The following is a 15,989-nucleotide window of genomic DNA, read 5'->3' as shown; positions in this document are numbered from 1 at the left end:
CCTCACATATGACATCCCACGAAGTAGATTACCGCATTTACGGCTCAGACATTCAGGTACTGGAAGTAGAACTGGACCCGCAGGAAACCGTGATTGCCGAGGCCGGCGCCATGGTGTTCATGGAAGACGGCATTCAGTTCGAGACCAAGATGGGCGATGGCTCCAACCCTGCCTCTGGCTTCTTAGGCAAGCTGGTGCAGATGGGTAGCCGCGCCATTACGGGTGAGTCGCTGTTCATGACGCATTTTACCCACCGTGGGTATGGCAAAGCCAAAGTGGGCTTCTCGGCTCCTTACCCGGGCACCATCATGCCCATCAACCTGGCCGAGTTCCCGCAGGGTTTGATTGTGCAGAAAGACGGTTTCCTGGCCGCGGCGCTGGGTACCCGCATTGCCATGCACTTCAACCAGCGTCTGGGCGCAGGCTTTTTCGGGGGTGAGGGTTTTATCATGCAGCGCCTCACCGGCGATGGTCTGGCCTTCATCCACGCGGGTGGCACCGTAATTGAGCGGCACCTGCACAACGAGACCCTCCGCATTGATACTGGCTGCGTGGTGGCTTATGAAAACGGGATCGATTTTGATATTCAACGCGCAGGCGGCCTGCGCTCTATGGTGTTCGGGGGTGAAGGCCTGTTCCTGGCCACGCTCCGGGGAACCGGCCGGGTTTGGATCCAGTCCATGCCGGTGAAGAAACTCATCCAAGCGTTGATGCCCTACGGCGGCAATACAAACAAAGAAGGCGGTTTGCTGAGCAGCTTCTTGGAATAGCGTTTCTTTGTAGAGATATTTTAAACGGAAAGGGAGAAGGCACATGTGTCTTCTCCCTTTCCGTTTAACCTAGGCTGCGGGCGGAAGAGGTGCCGGCACCACGTTCTTCACGGGTTTTATAGACTTAAGGTACGTAAAAATGGCCTCTATGTCTTCATCTTTCATTTTACTGTAGTGCGGCCAGGGCATGGGCGGAAGTATTTGCCTAGTATTGTCCATACCTTTGTATTTCCCTTCACGCAGCGCTTTCTTGAAGTTATCCAGCGTCCAGTTACCAATACCGGTAGGGTCTGGCGTTAGGTTCGCAGAAAAAGAGGTACCCCAGGGCCCTACCGCCGCCGTATTATTCATACTGAAAAGCACCCATCCGTTTTTTCCCGCACCTGCAGGCATAGGTGGAAGTTTTTCGGATGCAGGATGCCCAGACAGGAACCGATCAGGGTCTGGCGTCATGGGTGGTATCTTGTCTGTGGGAGTAAGTTTGGGCGAGTGGCAATCACTGCAGGCCCCGATGGTGACCAAATACTCTCCCCGTTCTTTCAGTGCCTCCTGGCTCAAGATCGTAGGCTGCGTGGATGATTCGGTCACGGCATTGACGATCCCGGCCTCGGCAGTTTTGTTTTCCTTGGGTTTGCTCTCGCAGCTGTAGAATAAAGCGGCGACACACACAATGGCAAGAACTCTTTTCATGGCTTTAGTAAGGTTAAAGTTGGAAAGGCGAATGGTTACAGCCGTATAGCGATTCCTTTGCCGGAACTATACTCTGAATTTCACGTGAAGAGTACTAGAAACTGTGGGGGACTTTCCTGATGAACCGTATTGGTTTCTCCGGCTACCTAGACGCCGGCACTTTGGGTCTTCTACTTCCTGGCAGAAAGCCTAAGAGTAGCTTTAAAGGCGTGCTATCTGCTTTACTGGAAGAGCGATGTTATTCTTGAAAATACTTCAAGTGGTATAAAGATAGAGTAATTATGTATTTATACAAATTTTACCTGTATAAATACTATTTATTGCAACAGTAGTTATGATCCTGATATTATGACCTGCCTCAAAATCAGTGGCTTCTTTTGAGCCTCTTTTTCTGAAATGCCATGCAAAACACCCAGGTCAAAAACTAAGGTTATAAGCCCGCTATTCCAGAGCAGTTTACGGGAAAACAGGCGCTAAACGCCGATACTCACAGGTTAGCGGAAGGTTCTCCCTTTTGGCTAAGAAAGGTTATTTACTGCCAGAATCTCCTCCAGGTACTCACGGTTATTTGCAAGGCGCGGCACTTTGTGCTGGCCACCCAGTTTGCCTTTGTGCTGAAGCCAGTTCAGGAAGGCCCCAGACGGAGCCACGGTGATGAGCGGTGCCTGCAAGGCCAGGTCTTTCTGCCGTTTGGCATCATAGTCTGAGTTGACTTTGCGCAGGGTTTGGTCTAAGACATCGGTGAAGTGCGCTAAACTGGAAGGCTGCTGGGAGAATTCTATGACCCATTGGTGCCCGCCTTTGCTCTTGCCCTCAAAGTACACCGGCGCGGCCGTGAAGTTGGTGATGGTGGCGCCAGTGGCCTCGCAGGCCTTCGTAATAGCGGTCTCGGCATTCTCTACCACCACCTCTTCGCCGAAGGCGTTGATGAAATGCTTGGTTCTGCCCGAGATCTTGATGCGGTACGGATCCAGAGAGGTGAACTTAACGGTATCTCCTATTTTATAGCGCCACAGACCGGCATTAGTGGAAATCAGCAAAGCGTAGTTCTTACCAAGCTCCACCTGGTCTAAGGTCAGCACCCTGGGGTTTTGCTGGTCTGCTTCTTCCATGGGGATGAACTCGTAGAATACGCCGTAATCCAGCATCAGGAGCATCTCATCTTTGAGGCTGGGCTCGTCCTGTATCCCGAAGAAGCCTTCCGAGGCGTTGTAGACCTCCAAGTAGTTCATCTTCTCAGAAGGAATCAGCTGCCGGAACAGTTCTCTGTATGGACCGAAAGCCACCGCTCCGTGGGTAAACAGCTCTAGGTTAGGCCATACCTCGGTGATGTCTTTTGCGCCTGTTTCTTCCAGAATGCGGTTTAGAAGCACGTAGGTCCAGGTGGGCACGCCCGAAAGGCTGGTCACATTTTCTTTGACGGTGATCTCTACCATCTTCTCAATCTTCTCTTCCCACTTGTCCATGAGCGCCACCTTGAGCGGCGGCGTGCGCATGGCCTCAGCCCAAATAGGCAGGTTCTGCATAATCACCGCCGAGACATCGCCGCAACGGGTATCTGAGTTGAATTCGTTGGGATGATGGCTGCCCCCGATGGAGAGGCCCTTCCCCGAGAAGATCTTGGTGTCTGGGTAGTTGTTCACGTAGATGGAGAGCATGTCTTTGCCTCCTTTGTAGTGACAGTCTTCCAGGGCCTCGGGGGTAACGGGAATAAACTTGCTGCGGGCGTTGGTGGTACCCGATGATTTGGCAAACCACTCCACCTTGCTGGGCCACAGCACGTTCTGCTCGCCACGCATGACGCGCTCAATGCAGGGGTACAGATCTTCATAGGCGCAGACCGGCACGCGTTCCTGAAACTCGCGCACGCTCAACTTATCTGAGTAGCCGTATTTCTGTCCCCACTCGGTATTCTTGGCCGTGGAGATGAGGCTGGTGAACAATTCGTTCTGAACATCATGCGGGTACTTCCGGAAAAGGTCTATCTGATGGATCCTCTTCTTCATTACCCACGTCACAAGCGAATTGATTATCTCCACTATCTAATTGTTGATTGTTAGTTGTTGATTGTTGTTTTCCTAGCTACGTTTTCAGGTTGTCATTCGTCACTTTGATGAGGCCATTGATCAAGAGAGGCAACCGCAGTAAGCGCTGGAATATGTGCTTGTACTGTTCTACAGAGATTAAGTTTCTAACCAGTGATGTAAGCGAGGAAACCACTTTTCCTGTTCGCCATTTTGGTTGCAGAAGGTAATTGCGTTGAAAAGAAGCCTTTCTAGTTTGCCCATAAGATCCTTTCAGGATGACAAAAAATCAAAGGCCGCCAAAACAACAATCAGCAATCAACAATAAGTTAGACTTTCCGCTTCAGCTCGAAGTGCTTACCCAGGTAAACGCGGCGCACCTGCTCATCGGCGGCGAGCTCCTCGGCAGAGCCGGCTTTTAAGATTTTGCCTTCAAACAATAGATAAGCGCGGTCTACGATGGAGAGCGTCTCGTTCACGTTGTGGTCAGTGATGAGGATGCCGATGTTCTTGGTTTTTAGCTTGGCCACGATGGTCTGGATCTCCTCTACTGCAATGGGGTCTACCCCGGCAAATGGCTCATCCAGCAACACAAAAGATGGGTCTACAGCCAAAGCGCGGGCGATCTCGGTACGGCGTCGCTCACCCCCGGAGAGCACCACGCCTTTGTTTTTGCGCACGTGCGTGAGCGAGAACTCCTCCAGCAGCTCCTCTACTTTCTCGCGGCGCTCCTGCTTACTCTTGCCCGTCATCTCCAGCACAGACATGATGTTCTCCTCCACCGTCAGGTCACGGAACACCGATGCCTCCTGCGCCAGGTAGCCTACGCCTCTTTTGGCTCTTCGGTACATGGGCAGTTCAGTGATGTCTTCCTGGTCCAGGAAAATACGCCCGGAGTTTGGTTTCACCAGCCCTACAATCATGTAGAAAGAGGTGGTTTTTCCGGCGCCGTTAGGGCCCAGCAGCCCTACAATCTCTCCTTGGTTTACTTCCACACTCACATCGTTAACTACCGTGCGAGACTTGTATTTTTTGAACAGGTTTTCAGAACGTAAAATCATTGCCTTAAAATTAAGGAATAAACCGCAGATGTGGTACGGTAACGCAAAAGAGCTGCAGCTACGTACGCAGGAACCACAATGTTCCACATAGGAGTATAAATTTTCAAACAAAGTGATTGACCCATAGGGATATTCCTTGCGCAAGCTGTCATTTAGCTGTAACTTATACCTCTTCTTTCACCCATGCGTTTTCCATCTATGTTTTCCTTCCTGAGGAAAGTTGCCCTTCGTGCTGGAGTGGCGGCGGCCTTATTTACTTTCTGCGTGGCCCTGCTGAGTGCCGGCAACGATCCTGTGTCGTTTCTGCATGGCATTGACGTGTCAAGGTACCAGCGTGAGGTGAACTGGGAGCATGTGAAAGACTCCAATATCAACTTCGCCTTTGTGAAAGCCACTGAGGGCGATTTCATGAAAGACCCTTACTTTGACCGCAACTGGGAGCTCAGCCGCCAGCACGGCATCAAACGCGGTGCCTACCATTACTACCAGCCTTGGGTGAGCGTTGAAAAGCAAGTTGCACACTTCAAAAACACCGTTACCCTCCTACCCGGCGATCTGGCCCCAGTGCTGGATGTGGAAGCTTACGCCAGCGACATCCCCGATGCCCAGATGCGCAGTGGTATCCGCCAGTGGCTCACCGATATTGAGAAGCACTACGGCGTGAAACCCATCATCTACAGCTATCAGAAGTTCTATGACAGCAAGCTCCGGGGCTATTTTCCGGGTTACCATTTCTGGATCGCCCGCTACCAAAACGCCGAGCCCTCCATCCACCCCGGTGACAAGATGGCTTTCTGGCAGTATTCAGAAAAAGGCATCGTAAGAGGCATTGACGCTCCCGTAGACGTAAACTGGTTCTACGGTGATTTAGAAGCTTTAAGTGCTTACTGCGTGCCTGCTGCCAAGGCTGTTCCTGCTCCAGCCACTACTCAGGTAATGGCCCAGTCAAACTAGTTTTAGCGCTCTTTTCCTGAAATCAGGGCTAAAACAGAATCGTCTTCTTCCTGATCCCAAACCAACCCCAGGCTTTCGCCTGATTCCGTGGTAAGGGCACCTCTTTAGCCTTTGCAGCGCGAAGGGCCTGAACCCCGCTCACGCCATATCCTTCCAGACCTCAGGTTTTTCGGGTTGATTCCTTTTTATCTAACATGAAATAAATCCTTAGGCTTGTAGTCTTTTCATAAAAAAAGCCCATCCTCTTCTCACCGAGGATGGGCTTTTTAGCTGTTTTCAGGAAATCGGCCTGAAAGCGGGTTATTTCGTGGTAGTAGGCTGCGCGGTTACAGGAGTAGTTGGTTGCTGACCGGGCGTTGGCGTGGTAGTGGCCGGTTCCTCAATCAGTTCCAGACCGTACTCTTTGCCTTTCACCAGCGTTGGTACGCCTTTCTTCATCCAGGCGGGCTCCGGGGCGCCTTTGAGGTAATGGTCAAAGAACTGCGACATGCGTACCGAGAGGTCTTTGCGGTTCTTGCGCTGCACCAGGTTGTGGGCCTCGCCGTTGTACACCAGAAGCCAAACCGGTTTGTTCAGACGGCGCAAAGCCATGAACATCTCAATGCCCTGATACCACGGAACGGCCCCGTCATTGTCGTTGGCCATCATCATGAGCGGGGTCTCCACCTTGGGCACGAAGAACAGCGGCGAGTTCTCAATGTACTGCATGGGTTTCTCCCACAGCGTTCCCCCGATGCGGCTCTGGGTGCGCTCGTACTGGAACTGGCGGCTCATGCCCGTTTCCCACCGGATTCCGCCGTAGGCACTGGTCATGTTGCTCACGGGCGCTCCGGCCATGGCGGCTTTGAACATGTTGGTACGCGTCACCAAATAGGCCACCTGGTAACCGCCCCAGCTCTGTCCCTGCAAAGCCATGTTTTTCTCATCCACGAATCCTTTGGCTACCAGGCTCTGCACGCCCGGAATGATGCTGTGGTAAGCACTCTCGCCGGGGTAACCGTCTTTGTAGATGATATCCGGCACAAACACCAGGTAACCCTGACTCACGAACAGCGGGATGTTGATGGTGGAGGCACTTGGCGCCGGCGCGCGGTAGTTGTGCAGGGTCTCGGCATTGCGCTCATAGAAATACACCAGCATCGGGTATTTCTTCTTGGGATCGAAGTTCTCTGGTTTGAACAGCAGGCCTTCCAACGGCACGCCATCGTCTGAGCGCCAGTTGACCAGTTCCACGTTGCCCCACAGGTACTCACTCTGCTGAGGGTTGGCGTTGCTGATCTTTTGCGGTGCATTGAAGCTGGTATTAGTCACCCATACATCTGAATACTCCCTGAAGCTGGCTCTCCGGAAAATGAGGCGGTCACTGCCTTTGGCTTTGCGCACGCCCGTGAAACTGTACGGCTCCATCAGGATTTTCTGCGGCGCACCGGCTTTGGCCACGTAGTCGGTGAAGAAACCAGCGTCTTTGGTTTTCAGGTCCAGGGCACGCAGCAATAGTTTCTCCTCGGCAGGCACCACCCGTTGGCTGGGGTTCAGGCTCACGTAGCGGAACTGCAGGCTGTTCTGGCGGCCATAGCCATCGGTGATGTTCACGGCAGCGGCTTTTCCCGAGGGATCCAGGCGCCATACGTCGTAACGGTCGTTTACCAGCAGGTACTGGTCATCTTTGGTCCAGCCAGTGAGGCCATATTCCTCCGGCAGGGTGGGCATGTCGTTCTGCTCATCGTAGAAGGCCACTTTCAGCTTTTTGGTCAGGTTCACCGGGTTGCCACCTTTCACGGGCATGGCTTTCCAAGAACTGTCCGAGGGCTCGTACCAGTACAGGTATTTGCCGCCCGGCGATAACCTGGGTGTGCCCCGGGTGTCTTTCACGGCCAGTTTACGGCTGCCGTCTTTCAGGTCAATGAGCCAGGCATCCTGCCGCGAGGGTGTGTCATAGCCCACGCTCAGAAGGTAGTTCACGCTGCTGCTTCCTACGGCCACATCGGCGGTGCGCCCGGGGTTCAAAGCCACATCCGGGATCTCCAGCGTAGCCAGTTGCACCATTTTTTTGCCTTTGAGGTCATACACAGCCAGGAACGAGCGTTTCTGTTCGCGCTCCAGCTGCTTCAGCTGCATGGGCTGGATCAACGGATCGCGGTAGGTCCAGACATCTAAGCTCACTTTGTCTTCCTCCAGCTTGGTGGTGTCTTTCTCGTACTGCGTAGGCCTTGGGAACGTCCCGAAGAACAGGCGGTCGCCTTTGTCTGAGAAACCCAGCTGGGCGTGCTCGCTCACCATCCATTTGGCCGGCATGCCTTTGTAAGCGGTATCAGCGAGGACGCGGGTTTTGTTATCCTTAGCAACCCAGTGCAACAGCTGGAAGTACCGGAGGTCTTTGCCGGTACTGTCTTTGCTGGAGACGAAGGCCAGTTGCTCACCGGCTTTGTCTGTTACCAAGTTCTTGTAAGTCACGCGGCCGCTGTCTACCGGCATGGCTTTCCGCGCCGAGGTATTGAAGACGTGCAGACTGCTCTTGCTCTTGGCGTTCTTACCGGCCTGCACGAAGAACAAGCGGTTGCCTTTGTCTGAGAACAGGAAATCAGTCACGCGGTCAAAGCGGTACTCCTGACCGGAGGGCAGGTGGCGCAACACCAGCTCGGTGGCGTCTTCTTTCTTGCCGGCGCCATTGGCCGGCGCTTTGCTAACGGTTGGCGCTGAGGCTGCGGTTTTGGTAGTGTCTTTGGCCCCTCCTTTGGTGGCCAGGGGTGCCTCCATTTGGTAAGCCAGCCACTCGCCGCTCTGCTTGGGCAGCTTGTAGGATTTCACCCGCGCCACGTACTGCGTGTTGCCTTTGCCCAAGTCCAGGATAGCCAGGGAATCCTTGGGCATCTCCTCAGGCTTCTTTTTCTTCAGTTTGGCCTGTCGGGTAGCGGCATAAGCAGGCTTGATCTGGAAAATGGCGAAGCGGCTATCTGCCGTGAATGCGCTGCGGTACCCTCTAGGGAAAGTCTTACCGGAGTTCTGGCTCAGGTCTCTCAGGTGCAGCACCCCGTCACCTTCCTGCGGATTCACGGTGTACAGCAAGTATTTCCCGTCGTTGGAGAGCGAATCTCCTTCCACGCTTTTCCACGAGTCATAGACGTCATGGGTCAATACTTTTTTGGCGGGCGTCTGCGCCTGTGCCGTCAAAGCACCAGCGCTCAGCAAGAGTCCCGCCAAAAGGATTCTGGGTTTCATCATCAATAGAGCTTGTTTGTGTAGGATGGAAATCTAAAAATACACCATCTGCCCCTCACATGCGAACTTATCCACAGCTAAATGCTGCTTCTAATGTGTTTTAGGGAAAATAGCCTTGGAACGATAACCCACCTCTACCCCTCCGAAGAGGGGATTTCCACATGTGTCACGAGGAAGTCGTGCCGCAGTTTGGGTTAGTGATGATAACACCAACAACGGCGGGGTTCTCCGTCGGAAGTACAGCCTGCTCAAAAGACCTCGCAGCGTCCGAAGGTCCTGCGAGCGTCTGCGCCAATGGCAGGAAATGTAGGGGCAATCCCTTGTGGTTGCCCTAAATGGTAGCCTTCGTAATGGAGGTGACTTTTGGGAGTAAGCTACAAAGTGGAACGATCAGGCAGACCATCCGTCGTGTGAAGCAGTTGGAACGGCCAAGGGCAACCACAAGGGATTGCCCCTACATAATATTTATACCCTGCTTTTGGGAAAACAGGCTTAAAATAGCAGATTACAGATTTGTTTATCCCGCGAAACGGATGTCTTTGATGCGCAGCTGCAGGGTTACATTGCCCCGAAAGACGTTCTCTTCTATGGCGTAGCAGACATCGAACGGAATGCCTTTCTGGATGCGTGGGTAGTACTCGGCCATGCCGAAGGCGATGGCATCGAAGAAGGTCTCCCCGTCCTGGGTGAGGCGCAGTTTGAGGTGGGCATCGCCTACCACGCGGGCCGAGCCGGTGTCATACACGCAGGTGCTCATGAACACGGGCGCCATGTTGCCCGGACCGAACGGCTCCATCTGCCGGAGGATGTTGAAGAACCGCTGGTTGATTTGGTGAAACTCCAGCGGAATATCGATCTCTACCATGGGCACCCGCTGCTCCTCCCGGATGGTTTCGGCCACGATTTGCTCAAAACGCTCTCTAAACGCCGGCACGTTCTCTACGGGCAGGGTGAGGCCGGCAGCGTACATGTGCCCTCCAAACTGATCCAGCAGGTCTGAGCAAGCCAGAATGGCTTGATGCACGTCAAACCCATGCACGGAGCGGGCCGAGCCGGTGGCCTTGCCGTTGGACTCCGTGAGAATGATGGTGGGGCGGTAGTATTTCTCAATGCAGCGTGAGGCCACAATGCCTACTACGCCTTTGTGCCAGCTTTCCTTGAAAAGGACGGTGGAGCGGGCGCTGCGCAGGAAATCATCGTCCTCAATCATCTGCAGGGCCTCTTTGGTGATGCTGGTGTCATGGCCGCGGCGCTCTGAGTTGGACACGTTGATCTTCTGCACCATGTCAAAAGCCTCTTCTTTGGTTCTGGCCAGCAGCATGGCCACGGAGCGCTTCGCATCGCCCATGCGGCCGGCGGCGTTGATGCGCGGCGCAAACCCGAATACGATCTGGGTTATGTCCAACTCGCTGCGCAACTCGGCAAGTTCTTTCAAGGCGGCCAAACCGGGGCGTAGAGGCGCGTTATTCATGCGCCGCAGCCCGTGGTAGGCTAGAATGCGGTTCTCCCCGGTGATGGGCACAATATCTGCGGCGATACTCACCACTACCAGATCCAGGAGTTGGAGCAGGGGCTCCTCGTCAAAGCCCTGCTGCTGGCAGAACGCCTGCATGAATTTGAAGCCTACGCCGCAGCCGGCTAGTTCCTTGTAAGGGTACGGGCAATCGGCGCGCTTGGCGTCCAGCACGGCCACGGCCTGGGGCAGTTCCTCATCGGGTAAGTGGTGGTCGCAGATGATGAAGTCCACGCCTTTGGTGTTGGCGTACGCTACCTTGTCAATGGATTTCACGCCGCAGTCCAGGGAGATGATCAGGCTGAAGTCATTCTCCTGGGCATAGTCTATCCCCCGGAAAGACACGCCGTAACCTTCTGAGTAACGGTCTGGGATGTAGTACTCAATCCGGTCCTGGAAAAAAGGCTGCAGGAAGCCATACACCAGGGCCACCGAGGTGGTGCCGTCCACGTCATAGTCGCCGTAGATGAGGATGCGTTCCTGGCGGTGCAGGGCATCTACGAGCCGGTTCACGGCCTTGTCCATATCTTTGAGCAGGAACGGATCATGCAGGTCTTGCAGCGAGGGACGGAAAAAGGCTTTGGCCTCGTCAAAGGTGCAGATATCCCGCTGGCAGAGAATGGCTGCCAACGCAGGAACCAGGTTCAGGCTCTGGGCTATATGCTGTACTTTTGCGGCGTCCGGCGCGTCCTTAACTACCCATCGTTTCTGCATCGGCTGTTGCTGCGGCTTAGTCTGTGAAATGAGGTCACAAAAATACGAAATCTGCGAGAGAACCGGGCACTCCTTTTGGCCGCTGGCTGTTTTTAAAACCAGATCGTTTTCCCTTAGCTTTACGGCCGTGAAAAAACTCAAAGCCTTTTACCACAAATACAAAGACTACGGCCTGGTAGACGGCCTCATGTACCTTTCGTTTTTCCTGTTCTTGGCCATGCTGTTTATCTTCTTCCGGGATTAGCGTTTCAGGTTTGTTTTAAGGAAATCAGGCCCAAAAGACTTTGGAAACGGGCGTCGCTATAAAGCGTTGGTTCTTCCTTCTTGGTTTTCTCTCTGGTATTTCTACCTTAGGCGCACCAACCCGTAAGGCCATGGCTTCTGTGAAATTCACTTCATCAAAAAGCTGGTTTATCACGCTCACCATTTGGGGCACCGTTGCCTTACTGGCCGTATTGCTGATTCAGGAACTCCGAAGTGGGATGTCGTTTCCAAGAAAGCTAGGGCTGCTAGTTTTCTGCCTCCTTACCAGCGGCTTGTTGCTCTGGACCTGGTTTGGCACCCATTACCTCATCTCCGGGGAGACACTCCAATACAGATGCGGGCCGCTGCACGGTACTATCCCTATCCGGCAAATCAGGGAAGTAAAGCAGAATCAATACCTATGGGCGGGACTCAGGCCGGCGCTGGGGTTACATGGCTTGGTCATCAACTACAACCGCTGGGACACCATTTACCTCTCTCCTGCCCAAAAAGAAGCCTTTCTCAATGCCCTGCAACAGGTGAATCCGCAGATTGTGGTGGAATAATATCATCTCAATAAAAAACCGGCTGCCTTTTTAGACCCACTTTCGTGAAAATGGACCTAAAACAACAGCCGGATTCTTGCAAAACCTCCTTTCTACACTTTATCCCCGCGCAGTTTTCTTAGCCTTTTGCGGGCCTCAGCTACGAAGACGCTGCCGGGATGCTTCACCAGCAGTTGGTTGTAGAGTTCCTGGGCTTTTTCGGGTTGCTTGAGGTTTTCCTCGTTCAGTTTGGCCAGCAGGAATAGGGCATCATCTGAGAGGATGTCGTATTTAGGGTTTTCGATGATGAGCTGCAGGTTCTTGGCGGCCTCCTGGAACTGACCTGTCTGCTGCAACAGCTCTGCCTTCTGGAAATAGATCTCATCAGTGAGGCTGTGGCCGGGGTACTTGGTGAGCAGTTTGTCCAGGGCGGCCATGGCCTCGGGATATTTGTGCTGGAATACCAGGAAATCAATAGCAGCGTACTCTTTGAGCGCCGCCGCCGAGGTATCCATTCCCGTGTTATCAATGATGAGCAGGCTCAGATCCAGGGCATCGTTGGCGATCTCGCGGCTGGTGGCCAGTTTCAGGATGTCCAGGTGGCTCTGGGCCAATTCGAAATCACCTTTGTAGTAGCTGAGGCGAGCATTGCGGAGTTTGGCCTCATGGCCCAGCGGCTGTTCTTTGTGCGTTTTCTCTACCTGGCTGTACAGCAGGGTGCTTTCCCAAGGCTCACCCCGCAAGAGGTACACATCGGCGAGGGCCAGTTTGGCCTCGGCCACCACGTTAGGATGCGCCCTGGGCATGTCAATCACTTCCTGCAGGTTTTTCACGGCCGCCTCCTGCGCGCCCAGATAGAAGGCCTGCAACTCACCCAGTTCTTTGATGACCTCAGCGGTACGGTCGTTGCGGCCCAGTTCCTGCAGCAGCCCCTCGTACTCTTGGGCCAGCAGCTTTATCTTCTCTTTATCTAAGGGGAAAGTATTCTTAACCTGCTCCTCGCGGGCCTGGATGATGCGTTGTCGTGCAATAGGATACAACTCGCCGGTGCGGTACTGCTGCATCACGTAGGTATAGCCCTCAATGGCCGTAGCGTAGTCTTTGTTCCGCAGGCTGATATCTGCCATGGAGAGCACCCGGGCCCCGCCGCCCTGGGTACGGCGGTCCAGCGCCCGCGTCTGCAGGAGTGCCGGCCCGAAGTCTTTGCGCTGCAGAAGGGTCCAGATGAGCAGTTCCTGCACGGAGGTGGCATCCGGCTCGGCCTGCACGGCAGTCATGAGGCGCTGTTCCAGCATGGAGAGGGATTCCTCATCGCGGAGGGCGTTCTGCAGCATGTTCTGGGCGAACGTAAGCGGTACGTTGCTGCTTCTCACCTGCCGCAGGACCTCCTCAATCAACAGATCGGTTTTGCGCTGGTAGGAATAGAGTTGGAGTAGTTGGGCCGCGAAGGTCTTATCACTGCCGCTCAGCTGGCGAGCCCGCAGATACACCTGCTCGGCATAAGGGAGCATATCAGCTTGCTGAAACGCCGTAGCGATGCCGTACACGTTCTCGGGAGTGGCGGTCTGCACTACCTGGGCCCATTTCTTTTCGGCGGCGGCGGTATTGCCGGCGGCCTGCAGCACGCGTCCCTCGTCTATGGCATAGGCCGGCACGCCCGGATGCCTCTTCTGCGCTCGCTTTACCAGTTTCTCGGCTTCTTTGAAGTTGCGCAGGGCTAATAGCGTGGTCAGGTAATCTGGGTACACCAAGCCAAACTGCACGTCTTGCTCCACCAACTGCACGAATAGCGCCTCGGCTTTGCTGTATTCACTCTGGCGCAGGTACTCTTTAGCCAGGGCCATCTGCTCAGGAACGCTCTGGGCGCTGACCTGTGGCACAGCCATACCCAAAATGCCTAAGGCCAGAAGCCAAATCAACAATAACTTTCTCTTCATGGTATTCTCCAGCTAAGCTATTCTTCCTTAACGTATTCTATGCCTGTTCAATATACTGTTTTAACCCCGATTTTTGAAAATAGGCCGCTAAACGAATATGTCGGAAAACACAAGAGCCGCGCTGGATGGCGCGGCTCTTGCAATATTTCTGAAAACCGGTTTGGCTTAGAAGAATCTAACGCGGTTGTCTTCAATCTTGGCGTTTTTGCGAACGGCCTCATACAAGGCGCTTTGTACACGTCCGGCACGGGTGCCTTGCAACTGCTGCTTCACAGAAGCAACATCGGCTACCGGAGCGGCTGGGGTCAGGCTGTTCAACTGCACGATCACGATACCGCCTTCTCCGTCAATAGGGGCGGAACGCTGACCTGGCTTCAGGCCGAAGATCTTACCAACGGCAACCGGCTCCAGGCCTAAGCCCGGGATAGTAGCGGCACCTAAAGTAATATCGTTGGCCGGACGAACCAGCGCATCTGGGCCATATTTTGCAGCAATCTGATCCAGGGTACCGGTGGCAGAAGCCAGTTTCTCTTTGATTTTCTGGCCTTTCAGCTCGTTACGTACAGCGGCAGTCAGTTCTTCACGTACATCGGCTACTTTGGCGGTTCCTTTTTCACGTTTGCCGGTCAACACTGCTACCACGTATTGGTCATCCATGGTGATCACCGGAGAGACTGAACCTTCTTTGGTGTCTTCAGAGAAAGCCCAACGTACCAGTTCACGCGCATTCTGCAGGTTGTTGATAGAACGGTCAGCAGGGTTGATGTTCTTGGCCTCTACTTTAGACAGGCCTTTCTCGCTGGCGATGGTCTTGTTGAAGCTCTCCAGGTTGGTGCTGTTGGCGGCGATAGCACCGGCACGGCTGAAAGCAAGCTCACGAGAGTTGTCACTTGGCGTAAGGGCGCGGGTTACCTGGGCTACCTGGTAAGTTTTGGTAGTCTTAGGCTCAGTAATTTTCACGATGTGGTAACCGTAGTCTGTCTCTACCAGGTTTGGCAGCAAACCAACACCCGGCGCGGCGAATACTGCTTTCTCAAAAGAAGGCACCATACGGCCTTGGGTGAACCATCCTAAGTCACCACCTTGGGAGGCAGTTCCGTCAGTACCGTGCTGGGCAGCCAGTTGGGCGAAGTCAGCACCGCCTTTGATCTGGTTCAGGATGCCCTGGGCTTTGGCTTTCGCGGCGGCTTTGGCTTCTGGGGTGGTGTTGTCTGGCTTGATCAAGATGTGGCTGGCACGAACAGAGGCTTGACCGCCTTCTTTCACATCCATGATCTTGTACAGGCTGAAGCTTCCGTTCTGGGCGAAAGGTCCGTATAGCTTGCCTTTTTCCAGCGCCTGATTTTTAAGTTCTTCTGGCAACTCGTTCGCCGGCACGTAAGCTGGGTTGAACGGCGTCTCAGATTCAGCTTTCACAAACAGAGAGTCGTTCTCAGTAGTGGCGAAACGTGTGGCCAGTTCAGAGGTCTCTTTGCTGTAGTCTGTGCTGTCTTCTTTAGAGGCGGTTACCGGTACTGTTACATAAGTAATAGAGCGGCCTTCCTCAACCTCAAATTTCTTTTTGTTTTTGTTCAGGTACTCGCTCAACTGGTCATCGGTTACTTTGATGGTAGAGTCTGCGATGCTGAAGTAAGGCACAAACAATGAAGTTATGGTGGCCTTGGTGTTTTGCTCAGCGTTGAAACGCTTGGCTTCTTCTGTGGTCACGTAGTTAGAAACCGTGAACAGATTATAGTATTTATTGCGCAGACGGTCTGTAGCCAGATCCTGCTCGTATTTACGCCAAGCGGCTTGTTGCTCCGGAGGCATGCTGCCCAGGTTACGCAGGGTTTGTTTTACCTGCTCTACGCTGAACTGGCCAGTCTTAGGGTCGGTGAACATCTGTTTCAGGGCCGGGTGAATGTTACGGCCTTGTACCATGTCTACCTGCTCATCGGCGGAAACGCCAATGCCTACTTTCTCAAATTCATCCTCAAATGCGTATTTGAACACTAATTGGTTCCAGGTCTGCTCGCGCAGGGAAGACAACTCAGCTTCTGAAGGCTGGCGGCCGTACTGGCTGGCGTAGTTGTTTTTAGCCTCCTCAAACATGGCTTCAAATTCCTGCACAGACACTTCATGCCCGGCCACTTCTCCTACTACCATCTTGTTGCCGAACAGGCGGGAATTTGGTCCCAGCAAGTCTCCCAACACAATGAAAATGAGCAAGCCAATGGCTATGGCGCCAATGGCGAACCCTGACTTCTCCCGAATCTTGTTAATTAATGCCATGTAAGTATTAGACGTATTTTAAGCGTTATGCAAAATAATCGCAATAAG

The 15,989-nt window shown here is 53.6% G+C and carries 10 protein-coding genes; 3 read left to right on the top strand and 7 right to left on the bottom strand.

Annotated elements, in window-relative coordinates:
* Positions 1–8: 8 nt before the first annotated feature.
* Positions 9–770 carry a TIGR00266 family protein gene (locus J3P34_RS17120; RefSeq protein ID WP_210489848.1) on the top strand — a complete coding sequence of 254 codons (762 nt, stop codon included), beginning with the start codon at positions 9–11 and terminating at the stop codon, positions 768–770.
* Positions 771–839: 69 nt separating this feature from the next.
* Here J3P34_RS17120 and J3P34_RS17115 read toward each other — a convergent pair whose 3' ends face one another.
* The 3 genes from J3P34_RS17115 to lptB form a co-directional block, all read right to left on the bottom strand.
* Complete coding sequence (locus tag J3P34_RS17115) at positions 840–1,460, bottom strand: c-type cytochrome (protein ID WP_210462659.1); 621 nt, start codon at positions 1,458–1,460, stop codon at positions 840–842.
* Between the two features lie 518 nt (positions 1,461–1,978).
* Complete coding sequence (locus J3P34_RS17110) at positions 1,979–3,499, bottom strand: GH3 auxin-responsive promoter family protein (RefSeq protein WP_486966783.1); 1,521 nt, start codon at positions 3,497–3,499, stop codon at positions 1,979–1,981.
* A 314-nt stretch (positions 3,500–3,813) separates the two neighbouring features.
* A complete protein-coding gene (gene lptB / locus J3P34_RS17105) occupies positions 3,814–4,545 on the bottom strand; it encodes an LPS export ABC transporter ATP-binding protein (protein WP_210462655.1) in 732 nt (243 codons plus the stop codon).
* Between the two features lie 183 nt (positions 4,546–4,728).
* Here lptB and J3P34_RS17100 point away from each other — a divergent pair, with 183 nt between their 5' ends.
* Positions 4,729–5,499 carry a glycoside hydrolase family 25 protein gene (locus J3P34_RS17100; RefSeq protein WP_210489846.1) on the top strand — a complete coding sequence of 257 codons (771 nt, stop codon included), beginning with the start codon at positions 4,729–4,731 and terminating at the stop codon, positions 5,497–5,499.
* 300 nt (positions 5,500–5,799) lie between these two features.
* Here J3P34_RS17100 and J3P34_RS17095 read toward each other — a convergent pair whose 3' ends face one another.
* Entirely contained in the window at positions 5,800–8,721 is a 2,922-nt protein-coding gene (locus J3P34_RS17095) for a S9 family peptidase (RefSeq protein ID WP_246853763.1), read from the bottom strand.
* A 514-nt stretch (positions 8,722–9,235) separates the two neighbouring features.
* Entirely contained in the window at positions 9,236–10,945 is a 1,710-nt protein-coding gene (recJ, locus tag J3P34_RS17090; RefSeq protein WP_210489845.1) for a single-stranded-DNA-specific exonuclease RecJ, read from the bottom strand.
* Positions 10,946–11,319: 374 nt separating this feature from the next.
* Here recJ and J3P34_RS17085 point away from each other — a divergent pair, with 374 nt between their 5' ends.
* Positions 11,320–11,754 (top strand): PH domain-containing protein, encoded by a 435-nt coding sequence (locus J3P34_RS17085; protein WP_210489844.1) that lies wholly within the window; start codon positions 11,320–11,322, stop codon positions 11,752–11,754.
* A gap of 92 nt (positions 11,755–11,846) precedes the next feature.
* On the opposite strand, the gene J3P34_RS17080 is transcribed toward J3P34_RS17085, so the two are convergent.
* Both J3P34_RS17080 and J3P34_RS17075 read right to left on the bottom strand, forming a co-directional pair.
* A complete protein-coding gene (locus J3P34_RS17080) occupies positions 11,847–13,670 on the bottom strand; it encodes a tetratricopeptide repeat protein (protein WP_210489843.1) in 1,824 nt (607 codons plus the stop codon).
* Positions 13,671–13,835: 165 nt separating this feature from the next.
* Positions 13,836–15,941: a peptidylprolyl isomerase gene (locus J3P34_RS17075; RefSeq protein WP_210489842.1), complete on the bottom strand. Its 2,106-nt coding sequence runs from the start codon at positions 15,939–15,941 to the stop codon at positions 13,836–13,838.
* Positions 15,942–15,989 lie beyond the last annotated feature (48 nt).

The sequence above is a fragment of the Rufibacter aurantiacus genome, from assembly GCF_017916345.1.
Taxonomy (GTDB): Bacteria; Bacteroidota; Bacteroidia; order Cytophagales; family Hymenobacteraceae; genus Nibribacter; species Nibribacter roseolus.
The sequence above is the reverse complement of the archived record's forward strand: the minus strand, read 5'-3'. Positions and strand labels throughout refer to the sequence as shown.